Below are 17,234 nucleotides of genomic sequence, written 5' to 3' on the forward strand. Positions count from 1 at the left end.
CAAACAACTGGTTTTGTCCGTAAAACAACTGGTGTGCCAATCTGGCGAGATTATGAATTGCAACAATGCAGCGAGCGCGCCTAAGCCTGAGCGAGCGCTCCACTTGCTGTGCACGCGACATCCGTTCGTCATGTCTGCCCTGACATCGCACCAATTTTGTCACAACTACGCGCCCGCAAATGCCACGGGCCGCATTGCGTCGACTGCCGAGTCCACGCCCCCTTGAAATTGCAGAGTTATCGCAGCCGGCGTCAGCTGCGATGAGCGCACGAAATCAGGATCACGCTTCCAGGACTCGATACGAATAGGATTTGAACCTTATGATTGCACTCCCTGATTGCACCCGTTACCCGGTGTGGCCGAGGCATCACGGTCAGCAAAAATCCACAGTCGCCCTCCCGTAGTTCAGATCGACAGATCGCCTTTCAGCCTCACCAAGGCAGAGAAGAAAGCTTCCCGACCGACACGCAACGTCTCATCTTCGCCGGCTTCAGCACGCGCGTGAACCGCGTCATCGATTGCAGCGTGAACAGCAAGGCGCCCAGTGCCAATGGAGACTGGGCGATCCAGAGCGGAAGTTCATATGGCCGCTCGCTCGATTGGATCGATCGAACGGTTTTGGCGGCGTGCCGGTTTGATACCTCAATTACAGAAACCAGCTTGGCAGCGAGGCTAGCCAACTCGGCAACGTCCCTGAAACAGGCAGTCTTAGGTCATTTGCGCGGATTTTGAGCGTGGATTGTTCAAAAATGCCGCGTATCGGCCCGTTGACGACGGCAATTCCAGGTCTCAAAATTAAAAACCTAGTTCCGTTTTCTGGAACTGACTGGAAAGCCGTTCAAGACCCATGAGCGCCCTCGACAACGCCATCGAAATCCTGCGCTGCTTCTCGCCGCATCAGCCGGAGATCAGCAATGCCGACGTGATCCGGCTCACCGGCAAGCCGAAGAGCTCGACGTCGCGGCTGCTGCGCCAACTCAAGGAATGTGGGTTGCTGGAGCAGGACGCCGTAACCCGACGCTATCGGCCGGGGCTGCTGGTCTTCGAACTCGGCCGATTGCATCGGACTCAAAATGACTTTGTGGCCCTCTCCGAGCAGCGGCTGCATGCCGTCTGCGCCAAGACCGGCCATACCGGCTACATCGCCGTGCTCGACGGCGCCGAGCAGGTCGTGCTGCGCGTCGTCCCCGGATCCAATCCGCTTCAGGTGGTGACGCCGCCCGGCGTACGGGCGCCGGCGTTCGCGACGTCCAACGGCCGGGCCATGCTTGCGCGCCTGAGCGATGCCGATATTCGCGCCCGCATGCCAAAGCCCTTGCCCGCAATCTCGCCAGCTGCGCCGCGGAATCTGACGGCGCTCATGGCGCGTATCGCCGAAATCCGCCGCACCGGCTATTCCGAGGCCAGCAATGAATCCCTGCCGGGCGTAGGCTCGTTGGGTTTCGCGCTCACCCGTCGCGACACCAATGAAACGATCGGGGTCGCCGTATCCTATCCGAGCCAGCTAACCTCGGTCGAAGAGCGCGCGAAACTTTGGCAAGCGCTGCGCGCGATGGCGGTCGACCTCGGCCGGCTCTTCGACGATCCAATATGGGTCGCGCTGGATAGCGCCACCCCCGTACGCAAGGCCGCAGCAAGATGAATGCGGTTCGCACGGGCATCACACCTATTGCCTGGCTGATCGCGCCGAGCGCGCTGCTGTTCACCCTGTTCTTCTTCCTGCCGATGGGGCTGATGGCCGTGATCAGCCTGCTCACCGGCAATCCGGTCGTGCAGCCAAATGTCGATTTCACGACCAAATATTATCGGCGAATTCTCGACGACACCTATTACTTCGAGGTGATCTGGACCACGATCCGGATTGGCCTACTCACTACGCTTTCGGCCTTGCTGATCGGCTACCCGCTGGCCCACTGGATGGCGCGCATTCGTGGTCGCACTGCCTATGCCATGCTGATGATGGCGGTGTTGACACCGATGCTGACGGGCATTGTCGTCCGCACCTTTGCCTGGATGGCGCTGTTGTCCGACAAGGGCGCGATCAACCAAGCCCTGATCGGCCTCGGCCTGATCTCGAAACCGCTGCCGCTGATGTACAACGAATTCAGCATCGTGCTGGGCCTGACGCATATCTACGTGCCCTACATGGTTCTGACCCTGGTCGGCGTCATCGGGCGGATCGACGAGCGGCTGGAACATGCGGCGCAGAATCTTGGCGCCTCGCCGCTTCGGGCTTTCCTTGAAGTGACGCTGCCCCTGAGCCTGCCTGGCATCCTGGCCGGCTCGCTCCTGGTCTTTGCGCTGGCCATCAGCGCCTATGTCACGCCGATCCTGATGGGCGGCTTCCAGATCATGACGCTGCCCATGCTGATCTACCAGCAGATCTCCTCGAGCTTCAATGTCGGCTTTGCCGCGGCGCTCGGCATGGTGCTGCTGACGATCTCGCTGGTTCTGGTCATCGCCTATAACCGTATCCTCGGGCTGGTCTCCGGCCAGCGCGACCTGCAGTGAGGCCGCCGATGACCACCGCGCCGCTCGTCGCTCGCCTCACCCCCCGCCTGGGCCGCTTCTGCTACCTGGCCCTCAATGTTGCGGTGGTGGTTTTCCTGCTGGCGCCGATCGCCATCGTCTTCGTGTTCGCCCTCAATCCTACCCCCTATATCCAGTTTCCGCCGGTTGGCGTTTCATTGCGCTGGTTCGAAAAGTTCTTCGCCTCGCGCGACTTCATGAACGCTTTGTGGTTGAGCCTTGAGGTCGCCGCGATGACGACCATCGCCGCGACCCTGTTCGGCGCCAGTGCCGCCCTCGCCTTGGCGCGCGGCGGGCTGCCCGGCTCGCGCGTCATCACCGCGATCATGCTGTCTCCGCTGATGCTGCCGGCGATCCTGACCGGTCTTGCTCTATTCCAATCCTACGTCTTGCTGGATGTCGGCCGGCCGCTCTGGGGACTGGTGCTCGGTCATACGCTGGTGTCGATCCCCTATGTGGTGCGCACCACGCTGGCGGTTCTGCAAAACTTCGATACGCGCCTGGAGGAAGCTGCGTGCAACCTCGGCGCCGGTCCCTTGCGCACCTATTTCGAGGTGACGCTGCCGCTGACCAAGCCCGGCGTCATGGCGGGAGCCGTGTTCGCCTTCATCGTCTCCTTCGACCAGTTTCCGGTGTCGCTTTTCCTGGTCTCCCCGGGCCGAGAGACGCTGCCAATCACGTTGTTCAACTATCTGAAGTTCGATCTGGACGGAACGATCGGCGCTGCCTCGGTGGTCTCGATCCTGCTCGCCGTGCTGGTCGTCTTCGGGCTCGACCGCACGGTCGGGCTCAGGTCCTACGCAAAGCTGTGACTGTCATTCCCAGAGAGAGGATCATCCCATGACGAGCCGCCTGCCCCTGAACCGACGTCAGTTCCTCGCCACCAGCGCCGCCGCCGGCATCGGCGCGATCGCTGCTCCCCGCATCGCCCGTGCCGATGCGGCGACGCTGCGCATCACCGGATGGGGCGGGAAATGGGGACAAACCATGTCGAGCGAGCTGATCCCCGCCTTCGAGAAGGAATTCAAGTGCAAGGTGGAGACGGACTCGGCCTTTCCATATTTGCCCAAGCTCCAGGCCAGCCCGCGTTCGGCGCCGGTCTATGACGTGCTGCACACCAATTCCAACGAGCAATGGGCTGCGCTGGAGATGGGGATCGTCGAAGCCAAGATCGACGCCAAGCAGGTCCCGAATATCGCCGATGTCTATCCTTACGCCGTCAGCGACAAGATGGTCGGAGTCTGCATCTTCACCAGCGCCATCGGTCTCGGCATGCGCACCGACAAGGGTTACGGCCAGGTCTCGTCCTGGAAAGACCTCTGGGACCGCGCCTATGACGGCGTGCGCGGCGGCTATGTCATTCCGGTGAACAGCCTGGGCCAAGCCTTCCTGATGATGAGCGGCGCGCTCTTTGGCAAGGGGATGACCGATCTCGACGCCGCCTATGCGGCGATGGAAAAGCTGAAGCCGATCAAGCTCGTCGACTTCACCGGCACGATGGAAAAGATGATCCTTTCAGGTGAAGTGGGTCTCGCGGTGATCCATGACTCCGGCATCCTGCGCTATGACGGCCAGAACCAGCCGACCACCTTCGTGGCGCCGTCCGAGGGCGTTCTCTCGCTTGAACAAGTCCTCACGCTCACCCCGGGTACCAAGGTTCGCGAGCTCGCCAACGCCTATGTGAACTACATGCTGCGCCCGAACGTGCAGAAGACGCTGGCCGAGTCGGTCTGGTATTCACCTGCCAACAGCAAGGTAAAGCTCGACGACAAGTACAACGATAAACTCCTGACCACGCCGGAGAAGGTCGCCAAGCTGATCCAGCCCGACTGGAAATGGTACAACGCGCGCAAGGACGAGATCGATTCCCGCGTCAACCGCATCTTCCGCGCATGAGCGCCCGTATCGACATTGTCGGCGTCACCAAGACCTATGACGGCAACACGCGCGCCGTTGATGCCGTCGATATGAGCATTCGGGAGGGAGAATTCTTCTCGCTGCTGGGGCCGTCCGGCTGCGGCAAGACGACGACACTGCGCATGATAGCCGGCTTCGAGACCCCGACCAAAGGCGTCATCGAGGTCGGCGGGGTCGATGTTACGCATGTGCCAGCGCACAAGCGTGACATGGGGATGGTCTTCCAAAACTACGCCCTGTTTCCGCATCGCACGGTCGGTGAAAACGTTGCCTTCGGATTGCGCATGCGCGGCATGGAGCGCACCACGATTGCCCGCAAGGTCGCCGATGCATTGGCACAGGTGGAGCTAGTCGGATACGAGGATCGCCGTCCCGGCCAGCTCTCCGGGGGCCAGCAACAGCGCGTCGCCCTGGCCCGCGCCATCGTGATCGAACCGCGGGTGCTGCTTTGCGACGAACCGCTCGGTGCGCTCGACAAGAAACTGCGGCAGGCGATGCAGTTCGAACTGAAGCAGCTGCAACGCAAGCTCGGTCTGACCATGGTCTTCGTCACCCACGACCAGGAGGAGGCGCTCGCCATGTCCGACCGGATCGCCGTGATGAATGCCGGCAAGGTCGAGCAGATCGGCGCGCCGTCCGATATCTACGACCGGCCAAGCACGCGCTTCGTCGCCGATTTCATCGGCGACACCAACCTGTTCCACGGCGAGGTGATCCGCGACGGCGGCGGTACTTCCGTCTTGCAGGTCGACAAGGGCCTGTCGATCGAGCTTGCCGCCCCGCCTGAGGCGACCGGCGCGGTCTCGATCGCGCTTCGGCCGGAAAAGATCAGCCTGGCCACCTCACCCGCGCGAACCGGGCACGGCCTCGACGGTGTCGTCGAGAGCGCCAATTTCCAGGGCGGCTCGGTGCTTTACCGCATCGAGACGGCCGGCGGCAGGCGCGTGCTCGCGCAACAACCGAACAATGGCTCGCACGAGCTATTTCAAGCCGGCGCCGCCGTGGCGCTGCGCTGGAAACCATCCGACATCGTGATCTTGAGGGATTGATATCATGCAACAACAACGCATGGGCGTGGTCGTGATCGGCCAGAGCCCGCGACCTTCCGTCGTGAACGAAATCGCGGCGGTGTTATCGCCCGGGCTGGAGATCGATCTGCGCGGGGCACTCGACGGCATGACGCGCGCCGAGATAGACGCGATTCCGCCGAGCGACGGCCACGACGCCCTGTTCACCCTGCTGCCGAATGGCGACAGCGTCACCATCAGCAAGAAGGCGGTCGAGGCGCGGGCGGCGATCCAGATCGAGAATTTCGCGCGCGAAGGCGTCAAGGTCGCCATGCTCGCCTGCACCGGCAAATTTCCCAATCTCGCGCCGGATCGTCTGGTAATCCTGCCCTCGGCCGTGCTGCACCATATGGTCGAGGCGGTTTTTCCGAAGGGACGTCTCGGCGTCTTCTCGCCGCTGCCGGAACAGACCGCGCTGATCGCCGGAAAATGGCAACGACCGGACGTCGAAGTTGTCGGCGTGACGATGCGCCCAGGTTCCGATGACGGGACCGTTGATGAGGCCGCACGGAAAATGGCGGCCCTGTCGCCGGACCTCGTGGTGATGGATTGCATGAGCTACACGCGCGCGAACAAGGCGCGCGTGCGCCTGAGCTATGGCGGGCCGGTCATTCTCGCCATCGCCGCCGCTGCACGTGCCGTCGAGGAGCTGGTCGCATGAATGAGCCGGTTCTCACCGAGATTACGCTTGAGGATATCGAGTCCCTCGCCGTCGGCGCCTGGATTCTCGGCACCGGTGGCGGCGGCAGCCCCTATCTGGGTCTGCTCAACCTGCGCCGGCTCTACGCGGAAGGCTATCGCGTGCAGTTGATGTCGCCGCTGGACCTTGATGATGACGATCGTGTCGCTGTTGTCTCCAACATGGGGGCGCCGCTGATCGGTCAGGAGCGCCTGGCCGACAGCCGCAACATCGCCCGCGCGGTCGAGATGCAGGAGGAATTCGGCGGTTTCAAATTCCGCGCCGTGATGTCGGTCGAGATCGGCGGCGGCAACGGCACGCAGGCGCTGATGGCCGCCGCCCATCTCAATATACCCGTCGTCGACGCCGATTGCATGGGGCGCGCCTTCCCCGAGGCGCAGATGACTTCGGTCGCGATCGGCGGGCTGCGCCCCTACCCCTGCACGCTGTACGATCCGCGCGGTATCGAAGCGATCGTCACGAAAGTGCCAAGCTGGAAATGGATGGAGCGGACCAGCCGCAAGATCTGCGTCGAAATGGGCTCGATCGCCTCGACCAGCAAGGCACCACGCACCGGCCGCGAGGTGAAGGATTGGGGCATTCACTTCACGACAACAGCGGCGATCCGGATCGGCCGGCTGGTGCGCGAAGCCAATCGCCTGCATACCGATCCGATCGCAGCCCTGCTCGAAAGCGAAGGCGGCAAGCGGCTCTTCACCGGCAAGGTGGTCGATGTCGCCCGCCGGACGACGGAAGGCTTTTTGCGCGGCTCTGTCGCGATCGAGGGCATCGATGACGACCGCGGCTCACGGCTGGAACTCTCGTTCCAGAACGAGTGGATCGTGGCCTGGCGCGAAGGCAAGGCCGTTGCGATGTCGCCCGACCTGATCTGCGTGCTCGAGAGCATCTCGGGCCATGCGGTCGGCACCGAGACGGTCCGCTACGGCCAGCGTGTCACCGTGGTGGCGCTGCCCGCTCCCGCCGTCCTGACCAGCCCGCGCGGCCTCGAATTCGTCGGCCCGCGCGCCTTTGGCTACGACCTGGATTTCCGTTCCGTCTTCGAAGAGCGCGCTGGCGCTGGAGTGTAAATTGATGCGACGCATTGGAATTGACGTCGGCGGCACCAACACTGACGCCGTGTTGCTCGATGGCGACAAGGTGGTTTTCGCCGTCAAATGTCCGACCACGCAGGATGCGACATCCGGCATTCTCGACGCGCTGAAGGCGTTGCGCGCCGATCCCGCCGCGCGGGGGCCGGTCGACGCGGTGGTGATCGGAACCACACACTTCATCAACGCCGTGGTCCAACGCAGAAATTTGATGAAGGTCGCGGCCATCCGGATCGGCATGCCGGCCAGCGCTTCGCTGCCGCCATTCTGCGATTGGCCACAGGGCCTCGCCGAACGCGTGCGCGGCGAGATTTTCATGCTCGAAGGCGGCCACGATTATGACGGCCGGCCGATCGTGCCTTTCGACACCGCCGGCATGCGCGCGGCCGCACAGCGCATTGCTGATCTCGGTCTGCGCTCGGTGGCCGTCTCGTCGATCTTCTCACCGCTCGACCCAAGCTGCGAGATTGCGGCACGCGATATCCTGCAGGAAATCTGCCCGAACGTCGCCGTGACCCTGTCGCATGATCTTGGGCGGATCGGCCTGCTTGAGCGCGAGAACGCGGCGCTTCTCAATGCGGTGCTGCACGATCTCGCCGTCGAAACGGTAGCCGCCTTCCGCAAGGCGACCGCCGAAAGCGGTATCGACGCTCCCTTGTTCCTCACCCAAAACGACGGCACGGTGATGCAGGCTGAAACGGCCATCGCGTTCCCCGTGATGAGCTTTGCCTCCGGTGCGACCAACTCGATGCGCGGCGCAGCGCATCTGTCCGGGCTCGACGACGCGCTGGTCGTGGACGTCGGCGGTACAACAAGCGATATCGGCCAATTGCGCCATGGATTTCCGCGTGAGGCCAATGCGGTCGTCGAGGTCGGTGGCGTGCGCACGCTGTTCCGCATGCCGGACCTGCTGTCGATCGGTCTCGGTGGCGGAAGCCATATCGATCCGGCGTCGGCGAGGGTTGGCCCGCTCAGCGTCGGCTACCGTCTGACGCAGGACGCGCTTGTCTTTGGCGGAATACAGCTGACCGCGACCGATATCGCGGTCGCCGCCGGACTGCTGGATGTTGGGGATCGTTCCCGCACAGCGTCGATCTCGAAGGATATGATCGCCGCGGCGCTCACCGACGCCACGCGGCAGCTCGAAGAAAATATCGACCGCATGAAAACCGAGGCTGGCGACGCGCCCCTGATTGCGGTAGGCGGCGGCGCCTTCCTGGTACCCGAAAGGCTGGCCGGCGTTTCGCAGATCATCCGGGTTCCCTTCGGCGATTGCGCCAATGCTGTCGGCGCAGCGATTGCCCGCGTCAGCGGCGAGGCCGACCAGGTTTTCCGCGATCTCACGCGCGACGAAGCCATTGCGGCAGCGTTGGAAATCGCCGAACGCAAGGCCATCAACGCCGGCGCGGATCCCCGCAGCCTGAAGACAATCGAGATCGAGGACATGCCGATCGCCTATTTGCCCGGCAACTCACTGCGCGTCCGCGTCCGGGTTGCCGGCGCGCTCAGCCGGATCGAGGCCAGCCGGGAGGTGGCTTAGGCGGCGGCCCGATCTTTTGCGACGAACATTGAGGCAAGTCCGTCAGCTTCGGGCTCGCAGCAGTTGCCCCGCGAGAGCGGTCTATCCGTAAAGAAGTCTGGGCAGGATCGTGACGATGCTCGGAAAAAGCGTCAGCAGCAGCACGAAGCTGACCATGATGATCAGGTAGGGCAACGTCACCCGCGCGATATAGCCGAGCCCGTCATCCGTGAGGCCCTGGATGACGAACAGGTTGAAGCCGACTGGTGGCGTGATCTGCGCCATCTCGACGGCAAGCACAAGGAAGATTCCGAACCAGATGTCGTCGAAGCCCGATGCCTTCACGATCGGTAGCACGATCGGCAACGTCATCACGATCATCGAAAAGCCATCGAGGAAACAACCGAGGACAAGATAGAAGGCGATCAGCACGACGATCAGCATGAAGGGCGACAGGCCAAGACCTTTCACAAACGCCGCCACGGCTTGCGGAATACCGAGGAACGCCGCGGCGTTTCCGAGGATCGACGCGCCGAGCACGATCAGTGCGATCATCGAGCAGGTGACCACCGACCCGATGACCACATCGCGCATCACCTGCTGCGACAGCGATCTCTGGCCCCAGGCGACCAGCGCGGCGCCGAGCACCCCGACCGCCGCCGCCTCCGATGGGGTCGCAAGGCCGCCATACATCGAGCCGAGCACGCATGCGATCAGGAACAAAGCCGGCGCAAGGTCCTTCAGCGCGGTGAAGCGTTCGCTCCAGGGTACCAGTGCGAGCTTCGCCTCGGCCTCCGGCACCAGCGTCCGGTTCAGGGTGGTGTGCAGCATCACCCAGGCCATGAAAGTCCCCGCCAGCATCAGGCCCGGCAGGACTCCGGCGGTGAACAGCTTCAGGATCGAGACGTCGCCGAGCACACCATAGATGATCATGATGTTCGACGGTGGTATCAGAAAGCCGAGCGTGCCCGCACCTGCGAGCGAACCGATCGCGATATCCCTGGAATAACCCCGGCGCAGCAACTCGTTGAGCGACATGCGGCCGATCACCTGCGTGGTCGCCGCCGACGACCCCGAGATCGCCGCGAAGATCGTGCAACCGATCACGTTCACATGCAGCAGACGCCCTGGCAGCAGCCCGGCCCACGGCGCCAGCCCCTGAAACAGCGATCGCGACAGCTTTGTGCGGAACAACAGCTCGCCCATCAGGATGAACAGCGGAAGAGCCAGCAGTTCCTGCGTGGTCAGGATATTCCAGGCATATTGCGGGAGCAGCTTGTCGAGCGGGATCGACCGAAACATCGCGAGCAGCAGGGTCGCGGTGAGCGCAAGCGTCAAGCCGATCCAGAGGCCCCCCGCCAGCAGCGCGAACAGAATGGCGAACAGGCTGACGACTTCAATAGTCATGGCACTTGCTTTCCAGCGGCGGGAGCGGTGGCGCCGGCCCTCATTGCGCGCATGGTCATTCGACGGGCGAAGCCTTCATGCGATGATCTTCGAGCGGCAGCCCGAGCGCCGCCTGGATGGCGCGCGCCAGGAATTGCAACGTCAGCAGCAGCATTCCGAAGGTGACGACGGCTTGCGGAAACCACAGCGGCGTGTCGCTCGACGTCGACAGCTGCCCGCGCGTGAAGGAGCCCCAGGCGAACTTGACCATCGCCGAGGTCAGGAATGCCATGAAGACGAAGCCCGCGAACGCCGAGAGGATATCAAGCCCACGCCGGACCGGCGCCGGCACGTTCTTCAGCAGCAGCACGACACGGATATGGCCGCCGACACGCAACGTCATGGCAGCGCCGAAGGTGAAGGAGGCCGCCATCAGATAGGAGGAATACTCCCAGGCGATCGAGATGGTCGGAGGAAAGAACGGCAGGAGGTTCGACAGCAAGCGCGTCGCGACCTCCGCAAGCATCAACAGCGTCAGCGTCAGCAGGCAGCCGCCGCCGATCCAGCCGTCGAGCCGGCCGAGGCGATCGATCGCGTCGAGCAGGATGCGCAGCGGCGCCGGCGCCGCCGCGTTGAGGCTCTCTGGAGCAGCTGGCAGCACGCTCACCACGCCCCTGCTCCTAGCGCTTGATTTCGGCGAGATAAGCCCGCACCGGCTTGTCCGCCGCCGGCACACGCTTGAGGAAGGCCTCAAGCAGCGGTGCCGTCTTGGCGCGGATATCCGCCATCATCGCATCCGACACCGGCACCACCTCCATGCCGCCTTCCTTGAGGCGGTTGAGGCTGTCGACGTCGGCCTTGAGCGAATTCGCCCAGAAATCCGGCTCCATTTTCGTGGCGATGTCGGCGACCGTCTTCTGCTGATCGGCGCTCAACGCCTTCCAGGAATCGAGATTGACGGTCAGCATCTGCGACGACCAGACATGGTTGGTCGGATAGATGTACTTCATGAACTCCCAGAACTTGCCGTCGACGCCGGACACGGCCGAGGTCGAAACGCCTGCGACCGCGCCCGACGCCAGCGCCGGTATCGTCTCGCCCCAGGGAATCATGACCGGCGCCATGCCAACCGCGTTCAGCATGTCGACGGCATTCTTGTCCGGCACGCGGATCTTGATGTTCTTCAGCCCGTCAACGCCCGCTACCTTCACCTTGAGGTGAAGATATTGCGTCGGCCAGGGCACGACGTAGAGGATCTTCTGGTTGTTGCGCTCGGCGATCTTATCGTATTCGGGCCGTACATATTTGTGCAGTATCTTCAGCTCGTCCATGGAGACGGCGAGAAACGGAATGCTTTCGACGCCCATGAACGGCTCGTCGCCAACCTGCTGAATATTGAGCACGTCGGCGAGCGGAACCAGACCATCGCGCACGGCGCGCAGATGTTCAGGGCCCTTGAAGCCGAGTTGGCCGCCGGCCTTCACCGTGATGTTGACGGCACCGTCGGTCTGCTTCTTGACCGCGTCGGCGAAAGCCATGGCGTTATGGGTATGGAAATTGCCGTCGGGCCACACCGTCGACATGTCCCAGTTCGCCGTTGCCGCCATGGCGTGCGTCGAGAGATGGCCGGCGGCGAGCATCGTCGCCGCTCCCGCCGTAAAGGTCCGCCGCGTAATCATCCGTGCTCTCCGTCTTGTTTAAATTGAAGCGCAACACCGCCGCGCGGACGCGTCAGCCCGCCAAACCGTAGACCGCAATCGCATTCGCGCTCGACACCAGACCGCTTTCGACGTCGTCTTGCACGCTCGCCGCCGCGCGCTGCTTCGGGTCGCCGATGCCGGCGCCGCCGGGCGTCAACACCACCAGCCGATCGTCCGGCGGCACGGTCTGAAAGCCCTTGCCGCGCAGCTTCTGTCCCGACTTCAGCCCGACATAGCCGGCTTCGCCGTCGCAGCCGCCGTCACGGCCGCGGGGCGGATGATCGATGCGGTCGAAGGCGGCCAGGATGTCGAACGGCGCATCGACGCCGCTGCCGACTTCGATGATCTGGCCGAGACCGCCGCGGGTGCGGCCGGCGCCGCCCGAATCCGGTCGCAGCTCCTTGCGCCAGAAGATCAACGGCGTCTGCGTCTCCGCGATCTCGACGGGCGTGCCGCGGACGCCGCTGGGATAGGCGGTAGCCGACAATCCATCCTTGGCAAAACGCGCGCCGGTGCCGCCGTTGCTCGTCACCGCCATCGAGAATCCGTAATTGCCGCCGGCACCGCTGCGCGTCTGTCCGCGCACATTGAGATTCCACAGGCAGGACGTGCCTTCGGCAGGCACCCGCTCGGGAATGATCTGACGCAGGCAGCCGAACACCACGTCGGGCAGCATCTGGCCGATGACATGGCGCGACGCCACCGGCGCCGGCTTCGGCGCATGGAGGATCGTGCCCGCAGGCGCCGAGACAGTCAGTGGCGAAAGCGAGCCGGCATTGTTCGGGATATGTGAGGCCACCACGCAGCCGAGGCCGAACACGGTGTAAGCGGTAGTGTAGGAAAGCGGCACGTTGATGCCGAACTTCGAGGCGCCCGAGGTGCCGTCGAAGTCGACGTGAATACCCGCTTCCGAAATCGTCAGTGTCGCCGCGAGCGTGACCGGCGCATCATAGCCATCGACGATCATGCTGTTGCGCCAGACGCCCTTCGGGAGCTTTCCGATCTCGGCCAGCACGGCGTCCCGCGAGCGGTCACAGATGAAATCGCCAAGCATATCGAGAGAATCGATCTCGAATTCACGCATCATCTCGACAAGGCGCTGGCAGCCGACATCGTTGCAGCCGGCTAGAGAATAGGTGTCGCCTTCGGTGTCGATCGGCAGACGCGTGTTGCTGCGGATCATCGCCATCAGCGTCTCATTGACGACGCCCTGATCGATCAGCTTCAGCATCGGGATGTAGAGCCCCTCCATGAACACGTCGGTGGCATCAGGCCCGAAACCGATCCCGCCGATATCCATCAAATGGCTGGTGCAGGAAAACAGCGCGACCGGCTTGCCGTCCTTGAAGCAGGGCGTGGTGACGACGAAGTCATTGAGATGGCCGGTCCCCATCCAGGGATCGTTGGTGATGTAGGCGTCGCCCGGCTTCATCGTCTCGATCGGGAAATGCGCGATGAAATGCTTGACCGACTCGGCCATGGAATTGACGTGGCCCGGCGTACCCGTCACGGCCTGCGCCAGCATACGTCCCTTGAGGTCGAACACACCGGCAGAGAGGTCGCCGCATTCGCGCACGATCGGGCTGAAGGCCGTGCGCAGCAGCACCTGCGCTTGCTCTTCGACCACGGCGATCAGCCGGTGCCACATGATCTGCAGATCGATCAGGCCCGCGCCGCTTGGTTCATTCATGGTCATGCCGCCTTCCGTTCCATGACGATGCTGCCGGCGCCGTCGATATGAGCGTCGAAGTTCGTCGAGACGAATGTCGATGTCTCGTCTTCCGCAATCACGGCGGGTCCCGCGATGGTCGCCCCCGGCGTCATCTGGTCGCGGTGATACAGTGGAATTTCGACGACCTTCCCCGCGCGGCCATCGAAAAACTTGCGGCTGCCCGCGGCCTTTCCGGCCGGCTTGCGCGTCACCTCGGCAACGCGCGGCGGGTTGCGTGGCTCGGTGGTCGCGAGTACCGACCAGCTCAGCACCTCGATCGCAGCACCCGGAATCGACCGCTCGAACAAGGCCGCATAATCCGTCTCGAAGGCCTGGCGCAGGCCTGCGAGATCCGCGGCCGTCAACCGCCGGTTAAGCAGCTCGATCGTGATCTCGTGTCCCTGTCCGACATACCGCATGAAGGCGGCGCGTCGTTCGCGCACCGGCGCACCGGCGGCGCCGGGCTCGACCAAAGCGCGCGCCTCGGTCGCCATCTCATCTAGCAGGTCGGACACAGCGGCGACATCGAACGCATCGAGCCTGGCATGACGGCTGCGCACAAGCTCATAGGCGATGGGCGCGGCAAGAAATCCGACGGCCGAGCCGACCCCGGCATTGGACGGTACAATCACGCGCGAGACGCCGATCTTCTCGGCGACGCGGGCCGCGTGCAATGGTGCGGCGCCGCCGAAAGCGATCAGGGTGTGCTGGCCAACGACGGCGCCACGCTCGACCGCATGCACGCGGGCAGCGCTCGCCATATTCTCGCACACCACCTCATGCACGGCGTAAGCCGACGTTTCCGCCGACAGTCCCAGCGGTTCGCCAATGTCGCGCAACAAGGCCTGTCTGGACAGTTCGGCGCTAAGCTTGATGGTCCCGCCTGCGAATGCGTCGGGATCGATCTTGCCGAGCGCAACATCCGCATCGGTCACGGCGGGGCGTTGACCGCCGCGGCCGTAGCAGGCCGGGCCCGGCTCGGATGACGCGCTCTCCGGGCCGACCGTGACACGCTTCAGGGCGTCAACCCGCGCGATCGAGCCGCCGCCGGCACCGATCTCGACCATCTCGATCACGGGAATGCGCACCGGCAGCCCCGACCCTTTCAGGAACCGGGCGGCGCGATCGACCTCGAACACGCGCGAGGTTTCGGGCTGATACTTCTCGATCAGGCAGATTTTTGCGGTGGTGCCGCCCATGTCGAAGGACAGCACCCTGCTCTCGCCGAGACGCGCGGCGATCTGCGCCGCGAAAATCGCACCGCCTGCCGGCCCCGATTCGACCAGGCGCACCGGAAAGCGCCGCGCGATCTCGATCGAGGTGACGCCCCCGCCCGAGGTCACAAGATAGATGGCGCCGCGAAACTGTTCGACCTGCAGCCCCTCGGCCATGCGTGCGAGATAGCCGTCGATCAACGGCTGCACATAGGCATTGGCCACCGCAGTCGAGGTCCGCTCGTATTCGCGTATTTCGGGGCACACCGCCGACGACAACGTGACCCAGATATTAGGCATTTCCTCTTTCAGGATCGCGGCGGCGCGCCGCTCGTGCTCGGGATTGGCATAGGAGTGAAGGAAGGCGAAGGCTATGCTTTCCACATTCTGCGCGCGTAGCTCGGGCACGAGTGCACGCACAGCGGCTTCGTCGAGCGGCAATCGCACCGCGCCTTGCGCATCGATGCGCTCGGGGACCGTGAAACGCAGGGCGCGCGGCGCCAGCGGCTTCGGCTTGTCGATCGCAAGATCGTATTGATCGTAACGGCTTTCGGTACCGATATCGAGCACATCGCGGAAACCTTGCGTGGCGACAAGCGCCGTCTTCGCGCCGCGACGTTCGATGATGGCGTTGGTCGCAAGCGTCGTGCCGTGAATAAAGACATCGATGTCGCATATGTGGGCGCGCGCGTCGGCCAGAATGAGACGCATCCCGTCCAGCACCGCTTGCTCCGGTCGCGTGGGCGTCGTCAGCACCTTGCGCGTCCTGCGATCCTGGCCCATGTCCAAGACGATATCCGTGAATGTGCCTCCGATATCGACCGCAAGCCGCACTTCGGCTCCCTCAAGCATTCCAAAACCTCCGCGTGCTGACCGACGAACTGTAGCCAAATGTTCAGCAATTTCCATGCCATTGACTGCGCCCGCGGAGACGTGCCCGGCTATTTTGCCGGGTACCTATGCAGGGCACCTTTGACGAATTCGCGCTGCTTGGCCCAGCAACTGCTGCGCTCGCAAGCACATCGCCACATTTTCGTCATCGAGAGAAATATCAGGCGCCGATGGGCCCACCCGGGCCGCAGCTATGCCTCATTCAAAGCCTGCGCGATGTCTGCGATTAGATCAGACGGGTGCTCGATGCCGATCGACAGTCGGATCGTGGAGTCGAGAACGCCGATCTTTTGGCGGATGTCGGCCGGAACGCCCGAGTGGGTCATGGTGGCCGGCAGACTGGCAAGAGACTCCGTGCCGCCCAGGCTCACCGCCAGCTTGAAGATTTGCAGCGCATTCAGAAATCGCGACGCCGCCTCCTGGCCGCCGACAATGTCGAACGAAAACGTGGAGCCCGCACCAAGGCATTGTCTCGCGAACAGACGGCCGGCTTGAGAGGCTCCGTCGTGATGAGCGAGGTAGTGAACCCTCTCCACCTTGTCGTGGTCGCGCAAATAGTCTGCCACGAGCCGCGCATTCTGGTTCGCCCTTTCCATCCGCAAGCTCAGCGTTTCGAGCGAGCGGCCGAGCATCCAGCAGGAATGAGGATCCAGTTGGGTGCCGATCGCGCCTCGCAACGCCTTGATGTCTTTCATGAGGGCCTTTGAGCCGAGCGCCGCGCCGGCGATCAGGTCGGAATGACCGCCGACATACTTGGTCAGCGAGTACAGCGAAAGATCCGCGCCATGTTCGATCGGCCGCTGAAACACCGGCCCTAGCAGCGTATTGTCACAGGCGACGATCGGCACGTGGTCCTGCGCCTCGCCGATGTTGTCGGCGATGCGGCGGACCATCGCGATATCGACGAGCCCGTTGGTGGGATTTGCCGGGGTTTCGATGAGAATCATCGCAACCCGCCCCTTTTGCATGGCGTCGTCGCCCGCCAGTTCGACAGCGGCTTCGTCGATGCCGTCGGCAAAGCCCACCGCGCTGATCGAGAAGCCGGCAAGCGTTTTCGCCAGCAGCGTTTCGGTGCCACCATAGAGCGGCTGCGAATGCAGGATCACGTCGCCCGGCCGTGCGAACGCGAGAATCGTGGTCGCAATCGCCGACATCCCGGACGAGAACAGCGCACAGGACTCTGCGCGCTCGTAGACGGCGAGCCTGTCTTCGACAATCTCGCTGTTGGGATGATTGAACCGCGAATAGACCAGGCCCGCGCCCATCCCTTCCGGAGGCTCGCGTCGGCCCGAAACGTAATCGAAGAAGTCCTGCCCGTCTTCGGCGGTCCTGAAGACGAAGGTCGACGTCAGGAAAACCGGTGGTTTGACGGCTCCTTCCGACAGTTGCGGATCGTAGCCGTAGTTCAGCATCAGCGTTTCGGGATGCAGCACGTGGTTGCCGATGTGGGTCTTCGACGGAAACGGTTTCACCATGGCCTCTCTCGCTGTCTTGAGGGACGCTCAAACCCGG

At 63.4% G+C, this 17,234-nt stretch carries 14 protein-coding genes; 8 read left to right on the plus strand and 6 right to left on the minus strand.

The annotated features are described in order from the left end of the window. The first annotated feature begins 847 nt into the window (after nucleotides 1-847). From V1283_RS20615 to V1283_RS20650, 8 genes are read left to right on the plus strand one after another with little or no spacing between them, the layout of a single operon-like run. Nucleotides 848-1,642, plus strand: a complete 795-nt coding sequence (locus V1283_RS20615) for an IclR family transcriptional regulator (protein ID WP_334388266.1) — start codon at nucleotides 848-850, stop codon at nucleotides 1,640-1,642. Further along, the gene (locus V1283_RS20620; RefSeq protein WP_334388267.1) at nucleotides 1,639-2,511 is read left to right on the plus strand and encodes an ABC transporter permease; all 873 of its coding nucleotides are present in this window, start codon (nucleotides 1,639-1,641) and stop codon (nucleotides 2,509-2,511) included. The genes V1283_RS20615 and V1283_RS20620 overlap by 4 nt, the downstream gene beginning before the upstream one ends. Before the next feature lie 8 nt (nucleotides 2,512-2,519). Then, nucleotides 2,520-3,341, plus strand: coding sequence for an ABC transporter permease (locus V1283_RS20625; RefSeq protein ID WP_334388268.1), 822 nt, complete (start codon nucleotides 2,520-2,522; stop codon nucleotides 3,339-3,341). 28 nt (nucleotides 3,342-3,369) lie between these two features. Continuing rightward, nucleotides 3,370-4,425 carry an extracellular solute-binding protein gene (locus tag V1283_RS20630; RefSeq protein ID WP_334388269.1) on the plus strand — a complete coding sequence of 352 codons (1,056 nt, stop codon included), beginning with the start codon at nucleotides 3,370-3,372 and terminating at the stop codon, nucleotides 4,423-4,425. Beyond that, entirely contained in the window at nucleotides 4,422-5,495 is a 1,074-nt protein-coding gene (locus tag V1283_RS20635) for an ABC transporter ATP-binding protein (RefSeq protein WP_334388270.1), read from the plus strand. The genes V1283_RS20630 and V1283_RS20635 overlap by 4 nt, the downstream gene beginning before the upstream one ends. 4 nt (nucleotides 5,496-5,499) lie before the next feature. Then, nucleotides 5,500-6,174, plus strand: coding sequence for an AroM family protein (locus V1283_RS20640; protein ID WP_334388271.1), 675 nt, complete (start codon nucleotides 5,500-5,502; stop codon nucleotides 6,172-6,174). Then, nucleotides 6,171-7,280, plus strand: a complete 1,110-nt coding sequence (locus V1283_RS20645; RefSeq protein ID WP_334388272.1) for a DUF917 domain-containing protein — start codon at nucleotides 6,171-6,173, stop codon at nucleotides 7,278-7,280. Before V1283_RS20640 ends, V1283_RS20645 begins: the two co-directional genes overlap by 4 nt. A 4-nt stretch (nucleotides 7,281-7,284) precedes the next feature. Further along, nucleotides 7,285-8,841, plus strand: a complete 1,557-nt coding sequence (locus tag V1283_RS20650; protein WP_334388273.1) for a hydantoinase/oxoprolinase family protein — start codon at nucleotides 7,285-7,287, stop codon at nucleotides 8,839-8,841. Nucleotides 8,842-8,922: 81 nt separating this feature from the next. Here V1283_RS20650 and V1283_RS20655 read toward each other — a convergent pair whose 3' ends face one another. The 6 genes from V1283_RS20655 to V1283_RS20680 all read right to left on the minus strand — a co-directional run bounded on the left by V1283_RS20655 (nucleotide 8,923) and on the right by V1283_RS20680 (nucleotide 17,197). After that, the gene (locus tag V1283_RS20655) at nucleotides 8,923-10,227 is read right to left on the minus strand and encodes a TRAP transporter large permease (protein WP_334388274.1); all 1,305 of its coding nucleotides are present in this window, start codon (nucleotides 10,225-10,227) and stop codon (nucleotides 8,923-8,925) included. 55 nt (nucleotides 10,228-10,282) lie between these two features. Continuing rightward, on the minus strand, nucleotides 10,283-10,876 hold the full coding sequence (locus V1283_RS20660; protein WP_334388275.1) for a TRAP transporter small permease subunit: 594 nt from the start codon (nucleotides 10,874-10,876) through the stop codon (nucleotides 10,283-10,285). Nucleotides 10,877-10,886: 10 nt separating this feature from the next. After that, complete coding sequence (locus tag V1283_RS20665) at nucleotides 10,887-11,885, minus strand: TRAP transporter substrate-binding protein (RefSeq protein WP_334388276.1); 999 nt, start codon at nucleotides 11,883-11,885, stop codon at nucleotides 10,887-10,889. 52 nt (nucleotides 11,886-11,937) lie between these two features. After that, nucleotides 11,938-13,596: a hydantoinase B/oxoprolinase family protein gene (locus V1283_RS20670; RefSeq protein ID WP_334393116.1), complete on the minus strand. Its 1,659-nt coding sequence runs from the start codon at nucleotides 13,594-13,596 to the stop codon at nucleotides 11,938-11,940. 2 nt (nucleotides 13,597-13,598) lie between these two features. Further along, nucleotides 13,599-15,683: a hydantoinase/oxoprolinase family protein gene (locus V1283_RS20675; protein WP_334388277.1), complete on the minus strand. Its 2,085-nt coding sequence runs from the start codon at nucleotides 15,681-15,683 to the stop codon at nucleotides 13,599-13,601. A gap of 230 nt (nucleotides 15,684-15,913) precedes the next feature. Further along, nucleotides 15,914-17,197, minus strand: coding sequence for a cystathionine gamma-synthase family protein (locus V1283_RS20680; protein WP_334388278.1), 1,284 nt, complete (start codon nucleotides 17,195-17,197; stop codon nucleotides 15,914-15,916). Nucleotides 17,198-17,234 lie beyond the last annotated feature (37 nt).

The sequence above is a fragment of the Bradyrhizobium sp. AZCC 2262 genome (genome assembly GCF_036924535.1).
In the GTDB taxonomy this organism is placed as follows: Bacteria; Pseudomonadota; Alphaproteobacteria; order Rhizobiales; family Xanthobacteraceae; genus Bradyrhizobium.